At 38.4% G+C, this 26,350-nt stretch carries 25 protein-coding genes and 1 pseudogene; 19 read left to right on the top strand and 7 right to left on the bottom strand.

Annotation, left to right across the window (positions count from 1 at the left end):
* Nucleotides 1-40: 40 nt before the first annotated feature.
* The 9 genes from AC1D0Y_RS21430 to AC1D0Y_RS21390 all read left to right on the top strand — a co-directional run bounded on the left by AC1D0Y_RS21430 (nt 41) and on the right by AC1D0Y_RS21390 (nt 10,172).
* A complete protein-coding gene (locus AC1D0Y_RS21430) occupies nt 41-1,045 on the top strand; it encodes an XdhC family protein (RefSeq protein WP_263035731.1) in 1,005 nt (334 codons plus the stop codon).
* Nucleotides 1,042-1,692 (top strand): NTP transferase domain-containing protein, encoded by a 651-nt coding sequence (locus AC1D0Y_RS21425; RefSeq protein WP_477707894.1) that lies wholly within the window; start codon nt 1,042-1,044, stop codon nt 1,690-1,692. The genes AC1D0Y_RS21430 and AC1D0Y_RS21425 overlap by 4 nt, the downstream gene beginning before the upstream one ends.
* Nucleotides 1,693-1,710: 18 nt before the next feature.
* Nucleotides 1,711-4,041: a xanthine dehydrogenase family protein molybdopterin-binding subunit gene (locus tag AC1D0Y_RS21420; RefSeq protein ID WP_477707893.1), complete on the top strand. Its 2,331-nt coding sequence runs from the start codon at nt 1,711-1,713 to the stop codon at nt 4,039-4,041.
* Complete coding sequence (locus tag AC1D0Y_RS21415) at nt 4,028-4,861, top strand: FAD binding domain-containing protein (RefSeq protein WP_028408338.1); 834 nt, start codon at nt 4,028-4,030, stop codon at nt 4,859-4,861. The genes AC1D0Y_RS21420 and AC1D0Y_RS21415 overlap by 14 nt, the downstream gene beginning before the upstream one ends.
* A 1-nt stretch (nt 4,862) precedes the next feature.
* Nucleotides 4,863-5,342, top strand: coding sequence for a (2Fe-2S)-binding protein (locus AC1D0Y_RS21410; RefSeq protein ID WP_034651629.1), 480 nt, complete (start codon nt 4,863-4,865; stop codon nt 5,340-5,342).
* A 71-nt stretch (nt 5,343-5,413) separates the two neighbouring features.
* Nucleotides 5,414-5,866 (top strand): hypothetical protein, encoded by a 453-nt coding sequence (locus tag AC1D0Y_RS21405; protein ID WP_025751732.1) that lies wholly within the window; start codon nt 5,414-5,416, stop codon nt 5,864-5,866.
* Between the two features lie 420 nt (nt 5,867-6,286).
* Complete coding sequence (locus AC1D0Y_RS21400) at nt 6,287-7,921, top strand: MrcB family domain-containing protein (RefSeq protein ID WP_477707892.1); 1,635 nt, start codon at nt 6,287-6,289, stop codon at nt 7,919-7,921.
* Nucleotides 7,875-9,587, top strand: a complete 1,713-nt coding sequence (locus tag AC1D0Y_RS21395) for a DUF2357 domain-containing protein (RefSeq protein WP_477707891.1) — start codon at nt 7,875-7,877, stop codon at nt 9,585-9,587. Before AC1D0Y_RS21400 ends, AC1D0Y_RS21395 begins: the two co-directional genes overlap by 47 nt.
* Nucleotides 9,588-9,773: 186 nt before the next feature.
* On the top strand, nt 9,774-10,172 hold the full coding sequence (locus AC1D0Y_RS21390; protein ID WP_013057259.1) for a hypothetical protein: 399 nt from the start codon (nt 9,774-9,776) through the stop codon (nt 10,170-10,172).
* 21 nt (nt 10,173-10,193) lie between these two features.
* Here the strand turns inward: AC1D0Y_RS21390 and ku are convergent, their stop codons facing one another.
* From ku to sspO, 4 genes are all read right to left on the bottom strand, one after another.
* Nucleotides 10,194-11,027 carry a non-homologous end joining protein Ku gene (gene ku, locus AC1D0Y_RS21385; RefSeq protein WP_098658310.1) on the bottom strand — a complete coding sequence of 278 codons (834 nt, stop codon included), beginning with the start codon at nt 11,025-11,027 and terminating at the stop codon, nt 10,194-10,196.
* A gap of 151 nt (nt 11,028-11,178) precedes the next feature.
* The gene (locus AC1D0Y_RS21380; RefSeq protein ID WP_013057257.1) at nt 11,179-11,619 is read right to left on the bottom strand and encodes an Hsp20/alpha crystallin family protein; all 441 of its coding nucleotides are present in this window, start codon (nt 11,617-11,619) and stop codon (nt 11,179-11,181) included.
* A gap of 152 nt (nt 11,620-11,771) precedes the next feature.
* Nucleotides 11,772-11,912 carry a small acid-soluble spore protein P gene (locus AC1D0Y_RS21375; protein ID WP_013057256.1) on the bottom strand — a complete coding sequence of 47 codons (141 nt, stop codon included), beginning with the start codon at nt 11,910-11,912 and terminating at the stop codon, nt 11,772-11,774.
* A 212-nt stretch (nt 11,913-12,124) separates the two neighbouring features.
* Entirely contained in the window at nt 12,125-12,274 is a 150-nt protein-coding gene (sspO, locus tag AC1D0Y_RS21370; RefSeq protein ID WP_013083371.1) for a small acid-soluble spore protein O, read from the bottom strand.
* A 221-nt stretch (nt 12,275-12,495) separates the two neighbouring features.
* Between sspO and acnA the strand changes: the two genes are divergently transcribed.
* From acnA to AC1D0Y_RS21350, 4 genes are all read left to right on the top strand, one after another.
* The gene (acnA, locus tag AC1D0Y_RS21365) at nt 12,496-15,216 is read left to right on the top strand and encodes an aconitate hydratase AcnA (RefSeq protein ID WP_477707890.1); all 2,721 of its coding nucleotides are present in this window, start codon (nt 12,496-12,498) and stop codon (nt 15,214-15,216) included.
* A 195-nt stretch (nt 15,217-15,411) separates the two neighbouring features.
* Entirely contained in the window at nt 15,412-16,011 is a 600-nt protein-coding gene (locus tag AC1D0Y_RS21360; RefSeq protein ID WP_098658312.1) for a TlpA disulfide reductase family protein, read from the top strand.
* Nucleotides 16,012-16,223: 212 nt separating this feature from the next.
* The gene (locus tag AC1D0Y_RS21355) at nt 16,224-16,367 is read left to right on the top strand and encodes an FbpB family small basic protein (RefSeq protein WP_013057252.1); all 144 of its coding nucleotides are present in this window, start codon (nt 16,224-16,226) and stop codon (nt 16,365-16,367) included.
* A 44-nt stretch (nt 16,368-16,411) separates the two neighbouring features.
* Nucleotides 16,412-16,555 (top strand): acid-soluble spore protein N, encoded by a 144-nt coding sequence (locus AC1D0Y_RS21350; RefSeq protein WP_013057251.1) that lies wholly within the window; start codon nt 16,412-16,414, stop codon nt 16,553-16,555.
* A gap of 31 nt (nt 16,556-16,586) precedes the next feature.
* Here the strand turns inward: AC1D0Y_RS21350 and AC1D0Y_RS21345 are convergent, their stop codons facing one another.
* Complete coding sequence (locus AC1D0Y_RS21345) at nt 16,587-17,198, bottom strand: hypothetical protein (protein WP_028408346.1); 612 nt, start codon at nt 17,196-17,198, stop codon at nt 16,587-16,589.
* 178 nt (nt 17,199-17,376) lie between these two features.
* On the opposite strand from AC1D0Y_RS21345, the pseudogene tlp reads away from it, so the two are divergent.
* The 3 genes and pseudogenes from tlp to AC1D0Y_RS21330 form a co-directional block, all read left to right on the top strand.
* Nucleotides 17,377-17,613: pseudogene (gene tlp / locus AC1D0Y_RS21340) on the top strand (small acid-soluble spore protein Tlp); the annotation flags it as partial.
* A 111-nt stretch (nt 17,614-17,724) separates the two neighbouring features.
* The gene (locus tag AC1D0Y_RS21335; protein ID WP_397427715.1) at nt 17,725-19,152 is read left to right on the top strand and encodes a phospholipase D family protein; all 1,428 of its coding nucleotides are present in this window, start codon (nt 17,725-17,727) and stop codon (nt 19,150-19,152) included.
* A 78-nt stretch (nt 19,153-19,230) separates the two neighbouring features.
* On the top strand, nt 19,231-19,653 hold the full coding sequence (locus tag AC1D0Y_RS21330; RefSeq protein WP_028408348.1) for an acyl-CoA thioesterase: 423 nt from the start codon (nt 19,231-19,233) through the stop codon (nt 19,651-19,653).
* Between the two features lie 41 nt (nt 19,654-19,694).
* Here the strand turns inward: AC1D0Y_RS21330 and AC1D0Y_RS21325 are convergent, their stop codons facing one another.
* Nucleotides 19,695-19,985 carry a HesB/YadR/YfhF family protein gene (locus AC1D0Y_RS21325; RefSeq protein ID WP_013057245.1) on the bottom strand — a complete coding sequence of 97 codons (291 nt, stop codon included), beginning with the start codon at nt 19,983-19,985 and terminating at the stop codon, nt 19,695-19,697.
* Nucleotides 19,986-20,364: 379 nt separating this feature from the next.
* Nucleotides 20,365-20,958, bottom strand: a complete 594-nt coding sequence (plsY, locus tag AC1D0Y_RS21320; RefSeq protein ID WP_060745510.1) for a glycerol-3-phosphate 1-O-acyltransferase PlsY — start codon at nt 20,956-20,958, stop codon at nt 20,365-20,367.
* 205 nt (nt 20,959-21,163) lie between these two features.
* Here plsY and AC1D0Y_RS21315 point away from each other — a divergent pair, with 205 nt between their 5' ends.
* The 3 genes from AC1D0Y_RS21315 (at nt 21,164) to parC (ending at nt 26,310) form a co-directional block, all read left to right on the top strand.
* Nucleotides 21,164-21,577, top strand: coding sequence for a CoA-binding protein (locus AC1D0Y_RS21315; RefSeq protein WP_013057242.1), 414 nt, complete (start codon nt 21,164-21,166; stop codon nt 21,575-21,577).
* Between the two features lie 333 nt (nt 21,578-21,910).
* A complete protein-coding gene (gene parE, locus AC1D0Y_RS21310) occupies nt 21,911-23,887 on the top strand; it encodes a DNA topoisomerase IV subunit B (protein ID WP_013057241.1) in 1,977 nt (658 codons plus the stop codon).
* On the top strand, nt 23,884-26,310 hold the full coding sequence (gene parC / locus AC1D0Y_RS21305) for a DNA topoisomerase IV subunit A (protein ID WP_060745511.1): 2,427 nt from the start codon (nt 23,884-23,886) through the stop codon (nt 26,308-26,310). Before parE ends, parC begins: the two co-directional genes overlap by 4 nt.
* Nucleotides 26,311-26,350 lie beyond the last annotated feature (40 nt).

Raw genomic sequence — 26,350 nt, 5'->3', positions numbered from 1 at the left:
GATTTTAAAACCTCGACAGGAAAAGGAGGGAATAATAAAAATGCACGATATTTTACATGCTGTAAACACATCAACAGTAAAAAGTGTGTTGGCAACGATTGTTCATGTAGAAGGATCCTCATATTTAAAAGAAGGAGCGTCCATGCTGTTTCAAGAAAATGGGGAGAACATTGGGATGTTAAGCGCTGGTTGTGTAGAAGCAGATCTTGCTGAGCGCGTAAAAGAGTTGTTCGACACTGAGCACGTATTAACCGTTACGTACAATTTGAAAGAAGAAGGTGATGCAGGATGGGGACAAGGAGCAGGCTGCAATGGAATCCTGTATATTCTCCTAGAACCTGTAACTGCGAGGATGAAGCAAAATCTTTTGCGGGTAAAACGTCATTTAGATAACCGAAATCCTGTTTTGCATATTAAAAAATTAGAAAAAAACTTTATTCAAACAACCTCTTTTTATGTAGAAAAAACGGGCGAAACATTTGGTGGAAATAGCGACGAATCATCTTTTGCAACAGATGATTGGAATGGGAGAAAGAGCGGTATTCAACTTTTAAATTGCTCCCTGCTCACATATGCTCATCTATATAAACCAAAGCCTCGTCTAGTTATCTGGGGAGCAGGTGTTGATGCAAAATATTTAGTATCACTTGCTGCCATTACGGGGTTTTCTGTTACCTTATGCGACTGGAGACCGGCTTTATGTAATAAAGAACATTTTCCGCTAGCAGAGGAAATACATATTGGATTTCCAGAGGAAGTAGACAAACAATTATCTATACAAAGCGATGATTTTGTTGTGATCATGACGCATAATTTTTATCGCGATCAAGAAATTCTCTCGCTATTAAAATCAAACCCTGTGAAGTATATAGGAGTTTTAGGATCTAAAAAGCGAACACTTCGATTATTGAATACTGATATTTCTTCACGCATTCATTCGCCGGTAGGACTTTCTATAGGAGCGGTAGGACCGCAGGAAATTGCCGTTAGTATTCTTGCTGAACTAATTCAAAACCTCCGAATGTATGATGAAAAAAAGGGATGAAAATGTCCGGGTTAAATATTGTTGCTGTTTATCTTGCCGCAGGAGCTAGTAAAAGGATGGGCAGAAATAAACTGCTGCTGCCTTTAGGGAATGGATGTTTGGGAAGTAAAGCTTTACGAACAGCTGTTTCTTCAAAAGTAAATCATACGATAGTAGTAACTAAGAAAGGAGATCATCTTGAGTGGATTGACCCTGTTCTTTTTTCAGAAGCATATCAGCAGAAGTGGAGTCATACTTCTTGTAGTAGCGCCTTAAAAGGTCAGTCTGCGTCTTTAAAATGCGGATTAAAAAAAGCAAAAGAATTAAACGCTGATGCTATTATTGTGCTGTTGGCAGATCAGCCTCTTATAAGCATCGTGCTGATAGATACATTTGTTTCTCTTTTTAAAAAACATTTTTCTGTTCCATTTATTTCATCTTTTTATCAAGGAATTTCCAGAGCACCGGTTTTATTTTCAAAACAAATGTTTTCAAGCTTGGATAAGCTGCAAGGAGATCAAGGGGCAAGAAAAATCATAAGACAAAGCGGACCTGAAAATGGAATATTTTACGAATGGACCGACGCTTCCCTTTTTATGGATGTTGATACAAAACAAGCGTATGAACACATTAAAAAGATATACAAAGAGAAACGTCGACTGTTTTGATTGATGGAGGTGAAAAGAGTGGAGATCATTGGAAAAAGCGTGATTCGAAAAGATGCATTGGAAAAAGTAACGGGTACGGCGCGATACACAAATGATTACATGTTTAAAGGCTCCCTGCATGCCAAAATAGTAGTCAGTCCTTACGCTCATGCAAGGATTCAAGCCATAGACGTCCAAGCGGCGATTGCTATTCCCGGTGTTCACGCGGTTGTGACGGGTGAGCACTTGCCGTTAACCGGGGAAGGAGTTCGTGACCGGCGACCGCTTGCATTTGAAAAAGTGCGTTATCACGGAGAAGCCGTAGTCCTGGTAGTAGCAGAAACTCCTGCACTCGCTGAGCGTGCGGCGAGCTCCGTTCATATTCAATATGAACCGTTGCCTGTCGTACATTCTCCTAGCGCAGCTATTGAGCCTGATTCTCCTTTAGTGCATGAACATATGCACATCTACAAGCATGATAAAACGGTGTATCCAGAGCCCGGCACCAACGTAGCAAACAGAGTTAAAATTCGAAAAGGCAATATAGAAGAAGGTTGGCAAAAAAGTGAGTTAATAGTCGAAGAAACATTTTCTCTATCTCCTTCAGATCACGCGGCAATGGAAACAAGAAGCGCCGCTGCTGAAATCCTTCCAAATGGATTAGTTAAAATTGTCACTTCTTCTCAAGCTCCTTTTATGGTCAAAAAATTAATCAGTGAGTACTTTGAAATTGAAGCGGGAAAAGTGATCGTTGAAACACCGCTAGTAGGAGGAGGGTACGGAGGAAAAGCAGCTGTCCAGCTGGAGCTGCTTGCTTATCTAGCTTCAAAAGCTGTGGGTGGAAGGCTGGTTAAAATATTGAACACAAGAGAAGAAGATATGCTTACTTCGCCTGCTCACGTAGGTCTAGATGCCAAAATCAAGCTAGGTTGTTCTAAAGAGGGACTCTTGCAGGCCGCTGACATTCTTTATTTGTTCGACAGCGGTGCTTACGCAGATAAAGGAACGGACTTGAGTAAAGCAGCAGCAGCTGACTGTACGGGACCTTATAGTCTTGAACATATTTTCTGTGATTCATTATGTGTATATACAAATCACCCTTACGCTTCCCCTTTTCGAGGATTTAGCCATTCGGAACTATTATTTGCGTTTGAGCGCACGATGGACATCCTTGCTAAAAAAGCAGGTATAGATCCTTTGGAGTTTAGAGAAAAAAACGCTATTCTGCCGGGCGATACCACTCCTACGCAAGTACGTTTAACTTCTAGCAGCGTTGGTAACTTACCGGAATGTATTCGTCGCTTGAAGCAGCTAATGAAATGGGAGGAAGGGCAGAGAATAGTTCATGAAAACGGCCTTATTACTGCCAAAGGGATTAGCTGCGTCTGGAAAACCTCCACTATTGAAACAAACGCAGGTTCAGGTGTTATTCTCACATTCAATCCTGATGGAAGCGTGAATTTAATGTCTGGCGTTATTGAATTAGGCACGGGGACGAAAACAGTGCTCGCGCAAATACTGGCTGAAAAATTGCAGATGTCCGTGGAACGTATTCATGTGCGAATGGAAGTAGATACTCAAACGACTCCTGAACATTGGAAAACGGTGGCTAGCAGAGGCACTTTTATGGCAGGAAGAGCGGTTTTAGAAGCGGCTGAAGATGTGATTAACCAATTAAAAAAGATAGCTTCTTGTATATTTCGAGCTTCTGAGGAAGATATCGAAATAAAAAATGAAAAAGTTTTTTTACGGGATGAGCCTGAAACCTCCTTGGCCTTTAAAGAAATTGTATATGGCTATAAATATCCGAACGGAAATGCAATTGGAGGGCAAATCATAGGGAGGGGCAATTATATTTTAAGAGGGATGACCTACTTGGATAAAGAAACGGGAGCTGGGCGTCCCGGTCCTGAATGGACGGTAGCAGCTGAAGGAGTTGAAGTGGAATATAACCCTAGAACGTATAGATATCGTATTGTAAAAGCAGTCTCTGTTATTGACATAGGAACCGTGCTAAACGAGAAAATGGCAAGAGGGCAAGTCATGGGAGCGATGAGTATGGGCCTATCGTTTGCCGGAAGAGAAACATTTTGGTTTGATTCAAATGGCCGTATTTTAAACCCTCAGCTTCGGAAATATCGTCCTCTTCGCTACGGAGAGCATCCGGAGTACGTAGTAGATTTTGTTCATACGCCTCAATTAGATGCGGCCTACGGAGCTAGAGGAGTGGGAGAACACGGGCTGCTTGGTATGCCGGCTTCTTTAGGAAACAGCTTAACGGTGGCAGCAGAAACAGAATTAAACCACCTTCCGCTTATTCCAGAATTAATTTGGAGAATGAAAGAAGGGAATGCTGATGATTTCATTTGACTTTGAATATCACAAACCTGCTACCGTTTCAGAAGCAGTTGCCTTATTTCAAGAGTTAGAGAATCAAGGCAAACAGCCGCGTTATTATGCTGGAGGCACTGAAATTCTGACATTGGGCAGGTTGGGTTTGTTTGTTACCCATGCTGTCATTGATATAAAAAATATACCCGAGTTTCAAAAAGCAGAAGCCGATGAAGACTGGATGATTTTTGGTGCAGGTGTAACGTTGACTGAACTGGAAGAGAAAAACGTATTTCCTTTATTAAGTAAGTCTGCTAGCGAAGTGGCAGATCACACGGCTCGAAATAAAATAACGCTGGGAGGAAATATTTGTGGGCATATCTTTTATCGAGAAGCCGTATTGCCGCTCCTTCTAGCGGATAGTCAACTCGCAGTGGCAGATCTCAGTGGAATAAAGCTCCATTCGATTCACGATCTTTTTCAGCGGCGTTTACAGCTGAAAAAAGGAGAGTTGCTTGTTCAGGTGTTTGTGGAAACAAAGTATGCTGACCTCCCGTATATGAGTATAAAGGAGCGCCAGCAGTGGGATACAGGATATCCACTAGTTACAGTAGCAGCTTTAAAAACAGAAGAAAACATTCGAGTAGCTTTCAGCGGAGTATGTTCGTTTCCTTTTCGATCAGCTGAAGTAGAAGAAGTGCTAAACCAGAAAGACATTCCATTAGAAGATCGACTTCAAACTGCTCTTGATTATATACCGGCTCCAATTTTAAATGATGGAGAAGGATCGGATCGATATCGCAAATTTGTGATTGAAAATTTATTGATTGATATTTTCAAAGAGCTGGGAGGAACGTAATGTGCTAAGAGATGAAGGGTATAGAATAACAGTTAAGCTAAAGGTTAATGGGGAAGAAAAAATGGTTGATATCCGAACAGCAGATACGCTGCTTTACGTATTAAGAGAAAAGCTGGGCCTTACCGGAGCAAAACCAGGCTGTTTAAATGGAGACTGCGGAGCTTGTACAGTAGGGATAAATCAGCGGCCAATGAAATCCTGCCTCATGTTAGCGGCAGAAGCAGAAGAGAAAGAAATAATGACTATAGAAGGACTGAAGAGTTCACCTATGCAAAAAGCTTTTATTGAACACTTTGCTTTTCAGTGCGGTTATTGTACATCGGGTTTTATTATGAATGCTCATTTGCTTTCCAAACGCCATCCTTCAGGCAGTGACGATATTATAAAGGAGTGGTTAGCTTCCAATATATGCAGATGTACAGGGTATAAAGAAATTGAAGACGCAGTAAAATCTGTTTTACACTTTTCTGAGCGCGAGTGAGAAAAGAAAAAGCAGAATTAGAATAACACTTACACGTGTTTAGAATAGTATGTGCTAAGGGTGTGGAGAATGTGGAATGGAAAAGCGGCTTTGACAAAGAAAGGGAACTTATCTTTGCCATTCAACGAGATCTTGATGTAGTAACAGCCATATTATTATTAACTGGCCAAATAACAATTATAGGAGTATTTGTGACACCCGGAGCTTTTCGTGTTTCAGTAGGCGGACCTATTACAGGAACCAGTCGCATCGAAGGAAAAGACGGAAATGCGGGAATTAATATTATTATTGATATGATTGATGTGTTTCTTGCGGCTTTGCTGCTTAATAACCAGATCAATGTGTCGGGCGCCTTTATTTCTTCTGGAAGGTTTACCATTAACGTAAGCGGACCTATTTTTGGCGTTCCCAAAACAGAACCTGCATTAAGTGAACTGAATCAATCCTCTCAGTTTTTTCATCGTACTGTATCAAAACATTTTTATGTAAATCCTGACTTAGTTGAAAAATTTACAAAGGACTGATTAAAATGTCATTAACGGATATACCTACAGTAAGACCTTCAGAGACGAGTATTTTTCTTATCGCCCTGCCGCTTATTATTTTTATCTTTTTCTTTACTCAGCCAAAAGCATCAGATGTTAAATAATCATGTAGCATAATGGGTGTTTTATACTTGGGCACACAAGCTGCTTATTTTTCTGTTCATATCATTGCCTCTTCATTCATTAAGCCCCTAACGCTTTTCTTTTCTGTCATGTTTCATTAAAATGAACATAAACATGTATGTAGAGAAAAGAATAATGTAGAGTTTCCTAACGTTATAAAATAGCTTACTATACGAAGAAAGCGTCTATAATAAAAGAAATGAACCTTTTGCGTGGTCAGCTGACGATGCTTTTTATTTTTACAAACTGCAGTGAAGGCAGAAAGGAGAGAATTCGATGATTTTGCGCGAGCGGCTGCTGTATGTAGCGGAACATTATAAACAAATGGGTGGAGACGTACTTGTAAAACATGAAATAGAAAATATGCTTACACGCAGGCTTCCGATTTCTCTTTATCGATTGGAGCATATAAATCGAGAAGAAATGCGTATATCGGGACACCACGCTGAAACATTTCCTTACGTGACCCTTGCGAATAAGAATATAGAGAGTGACGTGATGGTCGCGTATTTATTCAGTGAAGACGGTCAGCGCATTTACTTGGTCATGATGAGAGGAGACTCAGAAGAAGGAACAGATCTGAAAGACATTCGATTTTTTACTCCTGAACATGCCCGCGTATTGAAAGATAATCATATTGTCATTGGTACAAGCATGGAAGCGAAAAGCTTTGAGGATAGAGTAGCTCTTTATCTTCCTTACAATATAGCAGACTTACCTAGCAATGATCAGCTGCAAGAGGACTTGCATTTACTGCTAAGTATGCATGAACAGTATATAAAAACATACGGAATGAGCAAAGAGATGATGGGGGACAAAGACGCAATCGTCCATATTCATGAGTATATTAGGAAATCTGGATTTACATATGAACGACATGATATAGCCAACGCCTACTTTGCTTTAAAGACCAAACCGTTTATTGTTTTATCAGGAATGAGCGGTACAGGGAAAACAAAGCTTGCTCAGCTCTTAGCAGATAGTATCGGTGCCACGATTGAAAATGGAAGACAAGTGCTCATTCCGGTTCGACCCGATTGGCACGATAGTTCAGATTTATTAGGATATATTGATTTAAGAGGAGATTTTCGCAGAGGATCGTTTCTGTCGATTATGCAGCAAGCCATTCAGCATCCAGCTTACACATATGTTGCCATATTGGATGAAATGAATTTAGCTCGAGTTGAACATTATTTTAGCGACATTTTAAGCGTGATGGAAAGCAGGAGCTGGTCAAAAGGGAAAATCAAAACGGCTCCGTTATTCCCGGGACATAAGATGTTCCGAGATATTTATTTGCCATCCAATCTTCTCATTATCGGTACAATTAATATGGATGAAACAACTCATGGGTTTAGCCAAAAGTTGTTAGATCGTACCAACACCATTGAGTTAAATAAGATTCAACTAGATTCTTTTGATTTTTTAGATGATAAAGATCCGTCTCAGCACGGCATTCAAAATGTACAAATTCAAAGTCAATATGTTCACTTAAAAGATGCGTATGTTGAACATGCTGAGCTCATTCACGAAGTAACAAATGAACTGCTAACCGTCAATGAGATGCTTATAGAAGTCGATTTACAAATAGGTTACCGCGTACGCGACGAAATATGCTTTTATTTAATTTACGCGGTGAAAAGTGGAATGTTTACATTTGATCAGGCGTTTGATTTTCAGGTTTTGCAAAAAGTTTTGCCTCGTATTTCAGGAAGCGATGGGTACACATTTGATTTATTAAAAAACCTTTATTATTACTGTACAAATACGCTGTTAGATGATGAATTTGAGACAGCTGTCGTAAATGCAGATGGAATGAGATTTCCTAAAAGCGCACGCAAAATAATGGAGATGATGAGACGTTTTGAAGTATACGGATACACGTCATTTTGGATTAATACCGTACGTTGAAATTGAAACTGACACGTGTACGGTGGTTATAAAAGGGAAAAATAAGAAAAAAATAAAATCTGCAGAAGAAGTGATGTTTTTTTCTTGTACAGGAAAAGGAATTAGACATGTAAAAGTATTAAATCGAACAAAAGGCATGATGACCTCAAAACCGCCGCTTGAGCCTTTATTTTTTGAAAATGAAACCTATCAAATTACAGTTGTTTCTAAAAATGAAACAAGCCTGGTTGTTAACCACGCTTCAAAAGCAGTTGAACAAAGCTTTCAAAGCGTAGGATTTCCCTACATTCTGACGGGAAATATAAGCTTTCAAAATGAAGTAGGGTATTCTACGTTTCATGTTTACAGCGAAAGAGAAAAAGAGCTCTCCTTTACTCTTGAAATTTTCCCCTCAAAGATGAGCTACAAGACAGATTATGTAAACATGGTTGATGAAGTGAACGGATATATTCATGATTTGGCATACGATATGCTTCGTAAAACATATATTGAAGCAAAATCTGTTTGGTCTAAGCAAGCAACATGGACGGAATTTTATCATGTTCTCTCTCACTATATGAAACCCTTTCTTCATTCTGTGCGTCAGATTGAAAATCAGGCGTTTCAATCGGTAAAAGTTGAACATGAGCTCATGAGAGGCGATCAAATAAAAAAACAAGATAGCCGTGCTATATCATTTGTCCGAACCCACCCTACCTATCTTGCATCTTCAAGCAGAGGAATTAAAATTAATCGGCATATAAAAGTAGTACCCACAAAAGCAATTGGCACAAGACATGTAGCTACCTATGATAATTTGGAAAACCAAAGTGTTAAATGGATGATGACGCAGCTGTATCACAAGCTAACTGCACTAATTGACAAGTTGATAGAAGATAGATATGTAAAAAAAGAAGCGGTGTCTGCTCTAGAAACCAATCATACCGAATTAAAAAGGCTGCTAAACAATGTGTTCTGGCAAAGAGTGAAGACCATACAAGTTTCAACTCTTCCTTCTACACTCCGTACGGCACCCCGCTACCGGGAAGCAAGCAGATACTTTATGTTCTTAACGCGAGGGTTGGCTCTTAACGGAGAGTTTTACCACCTTTCATTAAAAGACATCGCAACTCTCTACGAATACTGGACGTATGTTAGTCTTTTAAAGAAGTTGCAAACTTACGGCAAGCGGATAGAACAAAACATCATGACAACGACAGAACAAGGGTTGAACGTCAGGATGCAGCCGTCTTATCATCGTTTTCAAGTGGGGAAAGCAGAAGTCACGCTATGGTATCAGAAAGCATACCATCATACTCATACCGTTATTCAAAAGCCTGACTTACTGCTTGAAGTAAAGCAAGGGGAGAAAAAAAGTGTATATCTTTTTGACGCTAAGTATCGTATCAAACCAAATCACGATACGCCTTCACCTAGAGAAGAAGATATTAATACCATGCACCGTTACCGAGACGCTATTGTAGAGGAAAATGGAATAAAACCAGTACAAACAGCGATTGTGCTGTTTCCAGGGAAAGCAGAGAGCTATAAGCAGCATCATTTTTATAACAGTATTGAACGTGTTGGAGTTGGTGCGCTGCCTTTTTTGCCGGGAGAAGAAGGGTTAGTAGAAGAATTTATTGAAGCTATTTGTACGGTAGAACCACATTTTTTCAGCGCTGAGTAGGTGAATAGATAGAAAGTGAACAAGACTTTTTTTATGCGTTGACATAGTGTTAAGTTTTTTATGTTTTGATGACATTTCGAGATTTTAGTTGTATTTTCCTGTTGAATTTTCTAGAATAGTAGAGAATAAAACCGTATCGAAAAGAAGTCGTATCATGTGCAGAGAACGTTTCAGGAGGACAACGAAGTGAAAAAGATTCTACTATTCACGTTAGTAGCGCTATTGGCAACTTTTTTTATTGACAGGGTATACAGCGAACGCAACCAAGCGCAACTTCAGCAAACTGTAATTAATGAAATTAAAAAAACAAATCAAAGTAAAGAAGAAGCTTCCATCCTTGATTTTAATGAATTATGTGATTTTAGATGGGATAAAGTATATGTTTTTGGACCGGAAACGACTCGCAGTGAGGTAAATGAAAAGCTGGGCTTCACGTGGTCTGAAGCAAAAGCAAAAGGTATTGGAAAAGATAAAAAAGATAACTTTATTGTCTTTGTAGAAAATAATCAAGTAACGCAATATTTAAAAATACCGGCGTCATATGGAACTATTGTTCCTAAGACTTCTGTTGCAAATGAAAGCTAACGAATTTCTTCGTTAGCTTTTTTATGCTTTCTTTTTTAAGGATGAAGTTTTTTTCTCTGCTGTTGATTTTGTCGGGTGTAAAGTAGAAGGATCTATGCTCACTTTTAACATTTCCATTAAATGTCGAATATCTCGTTCTTCGCTTCCGCCGCCTTTTGTAACTTCGCCTTGATTTATTTTTTGTTGAATGACGTTTTGCAAGGCGTCTCGGTAGTTGTTTTTGTAAATAGATGGATTAAAAGAAGTAGATAGCTTATCAATTAATTCCACCGTCACTTGTGTATCACTTTCATTAATGGAAGAAGTACTGGATAAGTTAGGCACATCTGTGACTGAACGAAGCTCTTCTTCAAAATGCATCGTGTGAAGAACAAGAGATCCGCCCACGGAGCGAATAATTGCCATTTGCTGTTTGGAATATAAAAATACATCCGCAATACCGACTTTATTCGTTATTTCAAGTGCATTTAATAAAGTGTAATAAGCTTTTAGGCTTGTTTCCCCAGGAGAAATATAGTAGGGCTTATCAAAAAACAGGGGATCAATGTCATCTAACGAAACAAAGTGTAACAATTCAACGGCTTTGTTTGCTGTAAAGGGCTCTTTGACACTGTCAATTTCCTGTTGTGAAAGTACAACAAACTGACCGGTCGCAGTTTCGTATCCTTTAACCAGTTCATCGGATTCTACTTCTCGTCCGCACGTTTGGCAATGTTTTTCTTGATGAATAGGTGTATGGCAAACGGAGTGTAGCGTGCGCAGCTTTACATCTTTTTCTTCAATTGCTCCGTGCAGTTTAATAGGGATATCAATTAATCCAAAGCTGATTTTACCTTTCCAAGCAGTATGAAGCATAAACTTTCTCCTTTTACTCTTTTTTTAGTAGTGTGCCGTAAAATCAATTAGATATCCCATTGTTTTGAAAAGAAGAATATTCTTAAAAAACTATGTGCTAAATAAACAATTAAATAGTTCCAATAAAACTGCAGAGACAACATCTCCAGCTTTATTGGAACTCAATAGGGACTATTTGCTGATTAGATTCATTTGTCTCATGTTTAGAAATCGTAATTTCAAGGATTTCGTTACTAAATGTAGCGGTAATTTTTTTATTCATCAATGGAAATGGAAAGTCGATTGTACGTTCAACGCTTTCTTCCATTTGTTCTCTTGCAAGCGTTCCTTGCTTTTCATCATGAAATTCTCTAATACAGTATTTTTTGGCTGTCAGCTGTAAGTGGTCAGCTTGTATCTGAACGATAATATCCTTAGGGTGATACCCTAATAATTCAGCTTCGACAATAAATGATTGTTCTGTTTCAAATAAATCTATACGAACGGAATCATAATCTAAATAACTCATAAAGGGATTTGAAAGCATGACTTCTAACAACTCTTGAAAGCCTTTTACAAACATTTGGTCTGCTGGCAGACGCTTGTTTTTCATTTCTGCGTTCCTCCATTATTTAAACTGTTTCACTTTACTATCATATGCGCGTTTATGTACTTAGTGAACTCCTGCGCAAAGAATAAGCTTGAAGTACTAGCTGTCTTTTCTACGCATAAAAAAGCAAGCTCTGTAGAGAGCTTGCCGCTGTTTTACATATCATGTCCGCTATTGTGTTTTTGGCGAGAATGCTTACGGTTTTTTACTTTATGAGATCCGCTTAGCGGTTCTGGCTGTCCAGAATTGCTTTTTGGCGCATTTCTTCTGATGTCTTTGCTGCTGTTTTTGTTCATAGTTAAAGCCTCCCTTTCATTTATTAGGGTAGGATAGCGACAGGGAATTTATCCGATGAAAAATTCCCCTTTCTAAAAATAGGTTTAACAAAAACAGGAAATGGGAACAGAAAAAAAGCGTCATATATAATGACGCCTTCTCGTTAGATTTCATGGAGTTAAACGATTTTGCTTTTCTAACTAGTGATTAGTATACCCAATAAGAGATTGTTTTATTGATTTTTTTTGCGTTTTTTATTATTTTGTTTCTGTTGTTCCGTTAATGGTTCATTTGAAAACTCTTCATTATAACCCGCTCCTTTTCCTTGAGCGCTAGCCGCGTTAGCTCCAGGAATGACGTGGTTTGACTTGCGTTTAGCCATGTTGAATCACCTCCGTTTCTAGCATGCGTAAAAATCAATGAAATATGAATTATTAGAAAAATAAAAGGGGGACGGAAAAAGGTTATAAGTGAAACTTATGTTAATTAATAACATTCTTTTTATTTACTTATGTATAATATTATATTAAGATAGATGGTGAAGGGAATAGAGGATGGGGTAAGTAAATCCTTTATACATAGAATTTTAAGGGGGTAAAAGTAATGACTAAAAAAGACGTTTTCAACGCTCGTTCGTCATTCGATCTTAATGGCAGCACATATAATTATTACCGCTTACAAGCTTTAGAGGAAGCAGGTTTAGGTAATGTATCTAAGCTGCCGTATTCAATTAAAGTATTATTAGAATCTGTTCTTCGTCAGGTAGATGGCCGTGTTATTACAAAAGAACACGTCGAAAACCTTGCAAAATGGGGAACAAAAGATATTAAAGATATCGATGTTCCTTTCAAACCATCTCGTGTTATTCTTCAAGATTTCACTGGAGTTCCAGCGGTTGTAGACTTAGCGTCACTTCGTAAAGCAATGGCTGATTTAGGAGGAGATCCTGACAAAATCAATCCAGAAATTCCAGTAGACCTCGTTGTCGACCACTCCGTACAAGTTGATAAAGCAGGTACAGCTGACTCATTACGAATTAATATGGACCTCGAGTTTCAACGTAATACAGAGCGCTATAATTTCTTAAGCTGGGCTCAAAAATCATTTAATAACTATCGTGCAGTTCCACCAGCTACAGGTATCGTGCACCAAGTAAATTTAGAATATTTAGCAAACGTTGTTCATGCTGTTGAAGAAGATGGTGAATTTGTAGCTTTCCCTGATTCTCTAGTAGGTACTGACTCTCATACAACGATGATTAATGGTATCGGTGTTTTAGGATGGGGTGTTGGCGGTATTGAAGCGGAAGCAGGTATGCTTGGTCAACCTTCTTATTTCCCAGTTCCTGAAGTAATCGGTGTTAACCTTGTTGGTGAATTACCAAACGGCACTACAGCTACAGACTTAGCGTTAAAAGTTACGCAAGTGCTTCGTCAAAAAGGAGTAGTCGGAAAATTCGTTGAATTCTTCGGTCCTGGCGTAGCAGAACTTCCATTAGCTGACCGTGCAACAATCGCTAATATGGCTCCTGAATACGGTGCAACATGTGGATTCTTCCCAGTTGACGCAGAAGCATTAGCATATATGCGTTTAACAGGAAGAGATGAAAAAGACATTCAGGTTGTCGAACAATATACAAAAGCAAATGGTTTATTCTTCACACCAGAAAATGAAGATCCAATTTTCACTGACGTTGTTGAGATTAACCTTGCTGAGATTGAAGCAAATCTTTCTGGTCCAAAGCGTCCGCAAGATTTAATTCCACTTTCTCAAATGCAAACAGAATTCAAGAAGGCTTTAACAGCTCCTGTTAGCAACCAAAGCTTCGGACTTGATGCTAAAGACGCGGATAAAGAAATTACGTTTAAGCTTGCAGACGGTTCAGAAACAACAATGAAAACAGGTGCCATTGCCATTGCGGCTATCACAAGCTGTACAAACACATCAAATCCTTACGTATTAGTAGCAGCTGGTTTAGTTGCGAAAAAAGCGGTAGAAAAAGGATTGGATGTTCCAGCTTACGTGAAAACTTCTTTAGCACCAGGTTCAAAAGTAGTAACGGCTTACCTGCAAAATTCAGGGCTGCTCCCATACTTAGATAAAATCGGCTTTAACATCGTAGGTTATGGCTGTACGACTTGTATCGGTAACTCTGGTCCATTAGAAGCTGAAATTGAAGCAGCGATTGCAGATAGCGACTTGCTTGTAACGTCTGTTCTTTCAGGAAACCGTAACTTTGAAGGACGTATTCATCCATTAGTAAAAGGTAACTACCTTGCTTCTCCACCGCTTGTTGTAGCCTATGCACTGGCTGGAACAGTAGATGTAGATTTACAAAAAGATCCAATCGGCATTGATACAGACGGCAATGAAGTATTCTTTAGCGACATCTGGCCTTCTCAAGATGAAATTAAAGAAGTTGTTAGCCGTACCGTAACGCCTGAATTATTCCGTAACGAGTATGAGCGCGTATTCGATGATAACGAGCGCTGGAATGAAATTAAAACAAGCGAAGATGCGCTTTATACGTGGGAGAATGATTCAACTTACATTCAAAACCCACCTTTCTTTGAAGGCTTATCAGAAGAACCAGGTGAAGTAGAGCCGTTAAATGATCTTCGCGTAGTAGCGAAATTTGGTGACTCAGTGACAACGGATCACATTTCACCAGCGGGTTCAATTGCAAAAACATCACCTGCAGGTCTTTACCTTCAAGAAAACGGTGTAGAGCCAAAAGACTTTAACTCATATGGTTCTCGTCGTGGTAACCATGAAGTGATGATGCGCGGTACGTTTGCAAACATCCGTATTAAAAACCAAGTAGCTCCTGGTACAGAAGGCGGCTGGACAACGTACTGGCCAACAAATGACGTAATGAGCATTTATGATGCTTGTATGAAATACAAAGAGCAAGATACAGGTCTTGTTGTACTTGCAGGCAAAGATTACGGCATGGGAAGTTCTCGTGACTGGGCAGCAAAAGGAACAAATCTTTTAGGTATTAAAACAGTAATCGCTGAAAGCTTCGAGCGTATTCACCGTTCAAACCTAGTATTAATGGGTGTTTTACCTCTTCAATTTAAAGATGGTGAAAGCGCGGATACATTAGGTTTAACTGGAAAAGAAACAATTGCAGTAGCAGTTGATGAAACAGTAAAACCACGTGATTTTATAAAAGTAACAGCAACTGATGAAGCCGGAAACAAAAAAGAATTTGAAGTACTGGTTCGTTTCGATAGTGAAGTTGAAATTGATTACTATCGCCACGGTGGTATCCTTCAAATGGTACTTCGTGATAAATTACAGTCTAAAACACATGCGTAAGTTATAAAGAAAAAGAGCGGTTCTCGTGAGCCGCTCTTTTTTTATGCAAACGCACCGTTTTCGACAAAAAGTGAGAGGGAAATATGCTATATTATAAAAGAAAATGCCCTGTAAAAGGATTATTTTAGTAGATATTGCACATATCTATTAGTACATAGATTATCACTTTTTAGAAGAAATAAAGGAGCCGATCATATGGTTAAAAAAATAATTGCGGTCTTGCTTCTAGTAGGCTTTCTTAGCTACGCACTTTGGCAAGGGCTTTCTCCAAATGAAGCATCCGATAATTCTAACTTAAACGAATACAAGGATTTAAATATTAAAAAAGGCGATAGTGCTCGTCAGGCTTCGGGTCAAGCTTATGGGTTGGAACCAAAAGATATAGCGCCTCCGTTTACACTGTCAGATACGAGCGGGAAATCCGTTCAATTATCGGACTTTAAAGGAAAAAAAGTTATTTTAAACTTTTGGGCAACATGGTGTCCGCCGTGTCAAAAAGAAATGCCCGATATGCAAGCGTTTTATGAGAAATATGGAAACGATGTACAATTGCTTGCGGTTAATTTAACTTCGTCAGAAGGCAGTAAACAGGCAGTATCTAAGTTTCTTAAAGAAAAACAGTTTACGTTTCGTGTATTATTGGACGACCAAGATAGTGTAGGAAGTAAAAAATATCGAGTCTCCACCATTCCGACATCTTACTTTATAGATGAAGAAGGGAAAATTGTTCAACGAGTGAATGGTCCAATGACGCTTAAACAAATGGAAAACTTTGCTCAACAAGCAGCGAATTAACTTCGCTGCTTGTTTTATTAAACATGAAACTTATTTACTTTATCATCGTATATATAGATAAGTCAGTAAACATGTTAAATTTTCTTACAACTTTTCAAAAAGTATGTTTACTTATCTGACAAATTGGTTACAATATAGATAGTTATATGATATCAGTTTCTTTAGATTTTTCAGACTTTTCATAAAAATTACATAAAGTAGGTGTTGTGATCATGAGAAAATTACGCAAACGTTCATTTGAAGAGTTAGTGCAAGAAAATAAAACGCAGCTGTTAAAAGATCAGTCAGAAATTGAACGCATTGAAATGGAAATTGAAAAGCGGTTAGAAGATCGTATGCTTGAAAGAGCTGAATAACTTTAAAGTAAGTTGGTTAGAGTAACGGTGAGGAGGGGATAAGCATGGGAAATCCTAAAAAACAAAGCAAACCTTTTGTTCCGAATCACATCGGCACTCAACCGAGAGAAGCTGGTGGAAATAATGGAAAACAAATGCAAGATACATCCGGCAAGCATCCTCAAGTTATTCAAACCAAAGGTGAATGAATAAAAAGTCGCTGAATTCAGCGACTTTTTATTATTTGAATTCTACTGTGAATAAATAAACGTAAGGATTGCTCGAAATAAGCTCTTTAACGACTTCTTCATCGTCGGTTGAAAGCGGAGCAACTCGTATGCCACTGCCATCGTCACCAAATAAAGCAGCAATTGGATATGTTTTATTCATTTTTACCGTTTGTTTTTTCTCTAATCCAGTAAAGGAATAGCCGTTCATTTTTTTTGGCTTTTCCGCTTCTATTCCTAGGTTTGTATCGTTGCTGCCTACATTAAACATAACTTTGTGAGTATCATCATCGATTTTATATGTAATAGCAAACATGTCAAATTCTTTTGAAACAGTCAACCCTCCTGAAAATAAAGGTTCTTTGGCTTTTCCCTTTTCGTAGTAAGTAGCTTTTACATAAGCTTCTTTTGCGTCACTAGGAGCTTTCACATCGTATGCAATGATATTGCTTTTGTAGTCCAGGTTTGTCACAGCTAACATTTTTTCTTCATGTTTTGAGTAATGATGAGGCTTCATAAAGGCACTTGCAGTCAATTTTGATGCCAATGAGGTTTGCGACATAAAAAATACGGCAAGCACTGCAATAAAGATGACGCTTAGTAATGTTATCATTCGTTTAGTCATAGAGATTCCCCCTTTGTATGTATATATTACCATATTATGTATGTTTTATATATACATTTTAACTTAATTATAATTATATTATGTAAACTAAAATCATTTTTTTCCACTTATAGAGATGAACAAATCCGGCATACTACAATTGTAACAAAGTTATTTTGAGGAGGAAGATACAAWGGCATGGAATAAACCGAATCCAGACGATCGCAGTGATAACGTTGAAAAATTACAAACAATGGTGCAAAATACAATGAAAAACATTGAAGAAGCAGAAGAAGCTGCTGCATGCAGCAATGAAGAAGAGCGTCAGCGCATTCAGCAAAAAAATCACAATCGCGAAGTAAGTATCGAAGCAATGCGCAGCGAAATAAAAGATGAGTCAGAAGCTCGTCAAAATGGTTACGAAGGTACGATTTAATAAATAAAGCAACGACAATAAGCAGCTAAAAATAAACGGTTTTAGCTGCTTTCTTTCTATATTTTTTTAGTAAGACAATACTAATACAAACTAGCGAAGAGGTTTATGTAGGTGAAAAAGCACGTGAAAAAGAAAGTACTAAGGATTTTGATCAGTTTACTTGTCGTCTTGATTATTGTGGGCTCTTATCAAACACATAAGCCCTTGCCTAAAGGAGTTTCATACGAAAGTAAGCCCTACAAAGTAGAAGATGTATTTCTTTTATCAGACCTAACGTATCAAGACCAGCAGACATCTGTTTCTGAACAACATATTTTTCAAGCAGTTACGAATGCGATTGATGACGCAAAAGCTTTTATTATTATGGATATGTTTCTATTTAACGGCTACTATAACCAAGGCGAAACGTTCCCTCACCTTAGTGATACGCTTGCAAGTAAGCTGATTGAAAAGAAACGAAAACATCCTACTATCGAAATCGTCTTTATTACAGATGAAATCAATACAACCTACGGCTCACATGATTCAAAGTGGTTAGATTCACTGCGGCTAAACGGAATCAAAGTGGTGCAAACCAATTTATCTAAGCTCAGAGACTCCATTCCACTGTATTCTGCAGTATGGAGAACTTTTATTCAGTGGTTTGGTGAAAAAGGAAACGGCTGGATAACAAATCCGTTTGGTACCAATGCGCCTAAAGCGACGGTCCGTGCTTATTTAAAGTTGTTAAATGTAAAAGCTAATCATAGAAAAGTAGTAGCAACAGATCAAAGCGTTATTATCTCCTCTGCCAATCCTCATGATGCAAGTTTTTATAATTCTAACATGGCCTTTGAAGTAAAAGGGAATATCATTGGAGATGTGGTGAAAAGTGAACAAGCGGTGTCAGATTTTTCTTACGGAGGAAAGTTACCTCAGTATAAGAAGAAAGAAAAAGAAAAGGGAGACCTCTATGTTCAGCTGTTAACAGAAGGAAAAATCTATAAGCACGTATTACATGATTTACGTCATGCTAAAAAAGGAGACGATGTATGGCTTGGCATGTTTTATCTTGGAGATCGAGACGTAATAAAGGCGCTTTTGAAAGCTTCCAAACAAGGCGCAAACGTACGATTAATTTTAGATCCTAATGAAAATGCGTTTGGAAGAAAAAAGTTCGGACTGCCTAACCGTCCAGTAGCAGCAGAACTTGTGAAAAAATCTAAAGGCGATATTAAAGTTCGCTGGTATCATACGGGAAAAGAGCAGTATCATCCTAAAACTTTATTTATTCGGAACAAAAGAAAGGCAACGATTATTGCAGGAGCAGCAAATTTCACAAAACGAAATTTAGATGACTTGAATTTAGAAACGGATATTAAAGTATCAGGACCTTCTAACAAAAAGGTTATGACCGAACTAAACGCTTATTTTGACCGTTTATGGACAAATAAAGACTACACATATACACTTCCTTATAAAAAGTATGAAAATAAGATGACGCGGCTGGAAACACTGATATATCGCATTCAAAATGTGCTTAGTCTTACAACATATTGAGTTACAACCAAACTAGTAGGAGTATATTCTCCTTATATGGTAAGATAAAACAGGAACAGTGCAAGAGGAGGTAGAATCATGCTAGTGTCGAAGAAAGAAATCGAAGTGCGCTATGCAGAAACCGATCAGATGGGCGTTGTGTATCATGCTAACTATTTAGTATGGATGGAAATAGGTCGAACGCAGTTTATTAGTGATTTAGGTTTTAGCTATGCACAAATGGAAAGAGACGGTGTGCTGTCGCCAGTTATTGATATACAGGCTTCATATAAAAAGCCGCTTCATTATGGCGAGACAGCTGTAGTACATACTTGGGTTGAGAACTATGACGGTCTACGCGTTGTGTACGGCTACGAAATTTTTAATTCAAATGAAGAACTTGCGTTAACAGGAACATCGTCACACGTATGTGTGAAAAAAGAAAACTTTAAGCCTATTTCGATTCGCCGTAATTATCCGGAATGGCATAAAGCCTATGAAGATGCCAAAAAGCAGGGTTAAGCGCAAGAATAAAAAGCATCGATAAATCGATGCTTTTTTTCTTACGCTTCGTAATGAAAGTCAGGTTCTTTTGTTTCTTCATTATAATTTACGGTCAAATCATGACCGTCAAAGTACCAAAGGTCTTCATCTTCTACGAAGAATGTTAAACCGTCAACTTTTGTTTCAACGCCAACGTTTTTAGGAGAATCTGTGTTTACACCTAAAGAAAAACCTTTTTGAACGTTGCTGCATCCGCCGTAGCGAACAAAAAAGCGAATTGTTTCGTTTCCTTCTAGCATCATTTCATCTTTGTACCACGTAGCTGCTGCTTCTGTTACTGTTAATTTCATTCATTATGCTCCTTCCAATACTGCGGATACATTTATTATAGTAGAAAGGTAGATAAATTACCAATATATACGAATCCAGCTAGGAAGGAATGAGATAAAATAAAATAAAACGATTTAATATAGAGGTGAAGGCTTCATTTCTATATTAAATCGTTTCATTCTTTCATTTGAAATCATATTGTTTTCCAATGGTTTCCCAGCAGTGAACGCAGTAGCGGCTTCCTTCTAGCTGTGCATCCATTTTCTTATTTCGTTTGCAAATGGGGCATTTTTTCTTCACATCATTCACCTCCTTATTTTAGTATCAGTATAACTAATAAATAAGAAATGTATTCGCTTACAAGGTGGTTATAAAAAAAGAAATAAGAGGAAGATCCTCTTATTTCTTTTTACCTGACAAAAATGTGACTTTCGGTTCTGTTTTGTTAAGAATACGGGTAATGTTTGCGCGGTGTCTGTAAATGACAAAGGCTACAATTAAACCAATAATCATAATAAGCACGTAGTCTTGTTTAAACAGCGTGTAGATAAAGGTTAATACCCCGGTAATCATTGATGACAGTGATACATATTTCGTTATGTATAAGCAGATAAAAAAACATAATAGTACGAAAACAAATAAAAGAGGTTCATAACATAAAATCACTCCGGCGGACGTGGCAACAGCTTTCCCGCCTTTAAATTTCGCGAAAACAGGAAAAATATGACCAATGACAGCAAATAAACCAATGAAGAGAATGTTTTGATTCGTATTAAATAAAAGCGGTAAAGAAGCTGCTAGGGTTCCTTTTAGAATGTCTCCCAGCGTAACGATAATTCCGGCTTTTACACCCAATGTACGAAAGGAGTTGGTCCCGCCTAAATTGCCGCTTCCATGCTCTCGTATATCGATGCCGTATCCTAGTTTTCCAACAACTAGTCCAAAAGGAATAGAGCCCAAGATATAGGCAAGAATAGGTAATAAATAATTCATGTTTGAAAGCTCCTTTATTTCTATATCGTTTCTATTTTACCATGAGATACTTAAAAAAACATAGCTAGTTTTGGGTGAGAGACAATTATTTTAAAAAAAGAAGACGTTTACAAAAATAGAGAAAACGGGTACTATATGCAGGAAATCAACTGTAAATCGCGAATGTTGTTCAGTACATATTATATAGCTAAGAGAGGTAATAGACATGTCCATTAAAATTCCTTCCCGCCAAGAGCTTGGTAAAATATTAAAAAAAAGCAAGCGCATTGCTGTAGTAGGTTTATCAGATAACCCTCATCGAACGTCTTATATGGTTTCAGAAGCCATGCAGCAACAAGGCTACGAGATTATTCCGGTGAACCCGACAATAAACTCAGCGCTCGGCGTAAAAGCCGTATCTTCATTAAAAGAAATTGAAGGACATATTGATATCGTTAATGTATTTCGCCGCTCTGAGCATTTACTTGAAGTTGCAGAAGAGTTTTTAGAAGTAGATGCAGACGTATTTTGGGCACAATCTGGTTTAATTAATGAAGAAGCATATGACCTGCTCGCTAAAAAAGGGTATACTGTAGTTATGGATCGTTGTATAAAAGTTGAGCATGCTTTAACAAAGTAAGATCTATAAGCAGAACAACCAACCCATGCACACTGCTTGCATGGGTTTCACCATGCGTTGAAATAGTAAGAGCGTTTCCGCTACAATAGACGTTAGACAGCTAGCTTTATAATGCTTATAATCCATGAATACACAAGATATTGCTTTTATAATACGGAAATTTGTGCTAAAATCTTGTAAGTACGCAAAAATAGAAACATACGTTCTGTTGATGCGAACACTATAAAATTAAAAGATAGGATACATGATCATTTATTCTTAGACACGAAGCGCAAACGTTTGTGTTTCATACATAATGTAGTAATGTTCGTTGTGATGAAAGGGGTAGTATGAATGGCTCGGAAACAACAATTTAATTATAATGAAGATGCAATTCAAGTACTAGAAGGATTAGATGCCGTTCGTAAACGTCCTGGTATGTATATTGGAAGTACGGATACACGAGGTCTGCATCATTTAGTATATGAAATCGTCGACAACTCTGTCGATGAAGCTCTAGCAGGCTACGGAGAAGAAATTATTGTAACCATTCACAAAGATAATTCAATTTCTGTACAAGATAAAGGTCGAGGTATGCCAACGGGCATGCATAAACTAGGAAAACCAACGCCTGAAGTTATTTTAACCATCTTGCATGCAGGAGGTAAATTCGGACAGGGTGGATATAAAACAAGCGGAGGCTTACATGGAGTAGGTGCATCTGTTGTAAATGCGCTGTCTGAATGGTTGACTGTAACCATTCATAGAGATGGATTTATTTATGAACAGCGTTTTGAAAATGGAGGAAAGCCGGTTACGACGCTAGAAAAAATAGGGAAAACGAAAAAAACGGGAACAACGATTCATTTCAAACCGGATGCCACGATCTTTTCAACAACTGTGTATAATTATGACACACTGTGTGAACGGCTCCGCGAATCGGCTTTTCTGTTAAAAGGATTCAAAATAGAGTTAATCGATAAAAGACATGATCGTCACGATATCTTTCATTATGAAACAGGTATTCAAGCCTTCGTTTCATATTTAAATGAAGAAAAAGATTCACTTCATCCAGTCGTCTTTTTTGAAGGGATTCACCATAATATTGAAGTTGAATTTGCCTTTCAATTTAATGATGGTTATTCTGAAACCATTTTATCATTCGTTAATAATGTTCGTACCAAGGATGGTGGAACGCATGAGTCCGGTGCAAAAAGCGCTATGACCCGTGCATTTAATGAATACGCCCGTAAAGTAAGCTTGCTAAAAGAGAAAGATAAAAACTTAGAAGGAACAGATATACGAGAAGGCTTGGGAGCAATCGTTTCCGTTAGAATACCTGAAGAGTTGCTTCAGTTTGAAGGACAAACAAAAGGAAAGTTAGGTACAAGTGAAGCTCGTTCGTCCGTAGATGCAGTTATTTCTGAAAAACTTGCCTATTTCTTAGAAGAAAACCCGGACGTAAGCTCTCTTCTTGTAAAAAAAGCAATCAAAGCTGCTCAAGCGCGTGAAGCAGCACGAAAGGCAAGAGAAGATGCAAGAAACGGGAAGAAACGAAAGCGTCAAGAAACCGTTCTAAGCGGAAAGTTAACGCCTGCGCAATCAAGAAATCCTCAGCGAAACGAACTGTACTTAGTCGAAGGGGATTCCGCCGGAGGTTCAGCAAAACAAGGAAGGGATCGCCGCTTTCAAGCTGTGCTGCCACTGCGAGGGAAGGTTATCAATACCGAAAAAGCTAAGCTTCAAGATATTTTTAAAAACGAAGAAATTAGTACGATCATCCACGCGATAGGCGGAGGAGTAGGAGCAGATTTCACCATCGATGATATTAACTACGATAAAATAGTCATCATGACCGATGCGGATACGGATGGCGCTCATATTCAAGTGCTTCTGCTAACGTTTTTCTACCGCTATATGAAACCGCTTGTGGAAGCAGGAAAAGTATTTATTGCTCTTCCACCGCTCTATAAAGTAAGTAAAGGTTCAGGTAAAAAAGAAGTGGTTGAATATTCATGGAGTGACGAAGAATTGCAAGGTGCTATCGATAAGGTAGGAAGAGGGTATATGATTCAACGCTATAAAGGTCTCGGTGAAATGAACGCAGATCAGCTGTGGGAAACAACAATGAACCCAGAGACGCGTACGCTGATTCGTGTTCGTATTGACGATGCTGCCCGCGCTGATCGTCGTGTGACCACTTTGATGGGCGATAAAGTAGAACCTCGCAGAAAATGGATTGAAAGCAACGTAGCGTTTGGATTAGAAGAAGATCCAAATATTTTAGATAATGAAAATGTATTAACGGTCGCAGAGGAGGACGTACAATGACACAAACAGAACGCTTTTTAGATTTACCTCTTGAGGATGTACTAGGCGACCGTTTTGGTCGATACAGTAAATATATTATTCAAGAGCGTGCACTGCCGGATGCAAGAGATGGGTTAAAACCCGTTCAGCGCCGTATTTTATATGCAATGCACGTAGATGGAAATACAGCAGAAAAAGGCTTTCGCAAGTCAGCCAAAACTGTAGGGAATGTAATTGGTAACTATCATCCTCATGGTGATTCATCTGTATATGATGCCATGGTTCGAATGAGTCAAGAATGGAAAGTTAGAAATGTATTAATCGAAATGCATGGAAACAACGGAAGTATTGATGGAGATCCCCCAGCAGCAATGCGTTATACAGAAGCTCGCCTTTCATCGATTGCTGCAGAACTTCTACGAGATATTGACAAACAAACGGTTGAGTTTGTGTCTAACTTCGATGATACAAGCAGTGAACCAACTGTGTTACCGGCTATGTTTCCTAACTTGCTAGTAAATGGATCCACGGGTATTTCAGCTGGTTATGCTACAGAACTTCCTCCTCATCATTTAGGTGAAGTAATTGACGCAACGATCATGCGAATTGATAAACCAACGTGTACAATTGAAGAGTTGATGACGGCTATTCAAGGTCCTGATTTTCCTACGGGAGGAATCATTCAAGGGGTAGACGGGATTAAGAAAGCCTACGAGACAGGTAAAGGAAAAATTATTATTCGCGGAAAAACGGAAGTGGAGTCCATTCGCGGCGGAAAACAGCAAATTGTCATTACAGAAATTCCGTTTGAAGTAAACAAAGCCAACCTTGTTAAGAAAATGGATGAGCTTCGTTTAGATAAAAAAGTGGAAGGTATTGCTGAAGTTCGCGATGAAACGGATCGTACGGGTCTGCGCATCGTAGTAGAATTAAAAAAAGATGCAAATGCTCAAGGAGTACTTCACTATCTTTATAAAAATACGGATCTGCAAGTACCGTATAATTTTAACATGGTTGCTATTGCTAAAAAGCGACCAAAGCTTATGAGCTTGGCTAACATTCTTGATGCTTATATTGATCATCAAAGAGAAGTGGTAACAAATCGTTCTAAATATGAACTGCAAAAAGCACGTGAACGTGAACATATTGTAGCGGGATTGATTAAGGCCCTGTCGATTTTAGATGAAGTTATTGCGACGATTAGAGCTTCTAAAGATAAGCGCGACGCTAAAAATAATTTAATTGCCAAATATGAATTTACAGAACCTCAAGCAGAGGCGATTGTATCGCTTCAATTATACCGTTTGACAAATACGGACATCACAGCTCTACAAGCGGAAGCCGAAGAGCTAGGTGCTAAAATTAACGAGTTAGAAGAAATCTTACATAGCGAGAAAAAACTTTTTAATGTAATCAAAAAAGAATTACGCCGTGTAAAGAAGCAATATAGTACAGAACGCCGCTCAAAAATTGAAGCGGAAATCGAAGAAATTAAGATTAATCTAGAAGTGATGGTTCCATCTGAAGAAGTGATGGTGACAGTCACAAAAGACGGATACGTAAAACGAACAAGCCTTCGTTCTTACGCCGCGTCTAACGGACAAGACTTCGGTATGAAAGATACGGACCGAATTTTAGCGAAGTATGAAATTAATACAACCGAAACGCTGCTCATCTTCACAAACAAAGGGAATTATTTATATATGCCAGTGCACGAACTTCCTGATATCAGGTGGAAAGACATGGGGCAGCATATCATGAACATTGTTCCAATTGATAAAGAAGAGCAAATTGTACGGGCGATACCGGTGAAAGAATTTAAAGAAAATCAGTATCTGCTTTTCTTTACCAAAAATGGTATGGTCAAAAAATCAGAATTACTTCAATATAAAGCACAGCGCTACTCCAAAGCCCTTGTCGCGGTTAATTTAAAAGGCGATGATGAAGTAATTGATGTATATCAAACGGATGGTAAAAAACAAGTGTTTATTGCCACTCGTTCTGGCTACGGATTGCGTTTTCCGGAAGAAGAAATCAATATTGTAGGAACTCGCGCTTCTGGTGTGAAAGGAATTAACTTAAAAGACGATGATTATGTTGTAAGCGGCGTTATCTTCGATGAAGATGAAGCTCTATCAACTGAATTATTTATCGCCACGCAGCGAGGAGCTGTGAAAAAGACAAAAATTACTGAGTTTGAAGAATCAGCACGAGCAAAACGAGGGCTAGTGATGGTCCGAGAACTAAAATCTAATCCGCATCAAATTGCAAAAGTAAAAGCAATTTCTAAAGAACATTACATGATAGTAGAATCATCCAAAGGTCAAATCGAGCAGGTTGATCCGTCTACAATGCGAGCTAGCGACCGATACAGCAACGGTTCATTCGTATTGGACCAAAGTGAAGCTGGCAATTTAATTGATGTGTGGCTGGAAGAAAAATAACAAAAAAGTAGTAAAGTGTTAAAAACTTTACTACTTTTTT

Source organism: Priestia sp. P1_B12_1 (assembly GCF_056406695.1).
This window is presented reverse-complemented; position numbering and strand designations above follow the sequence as displayed.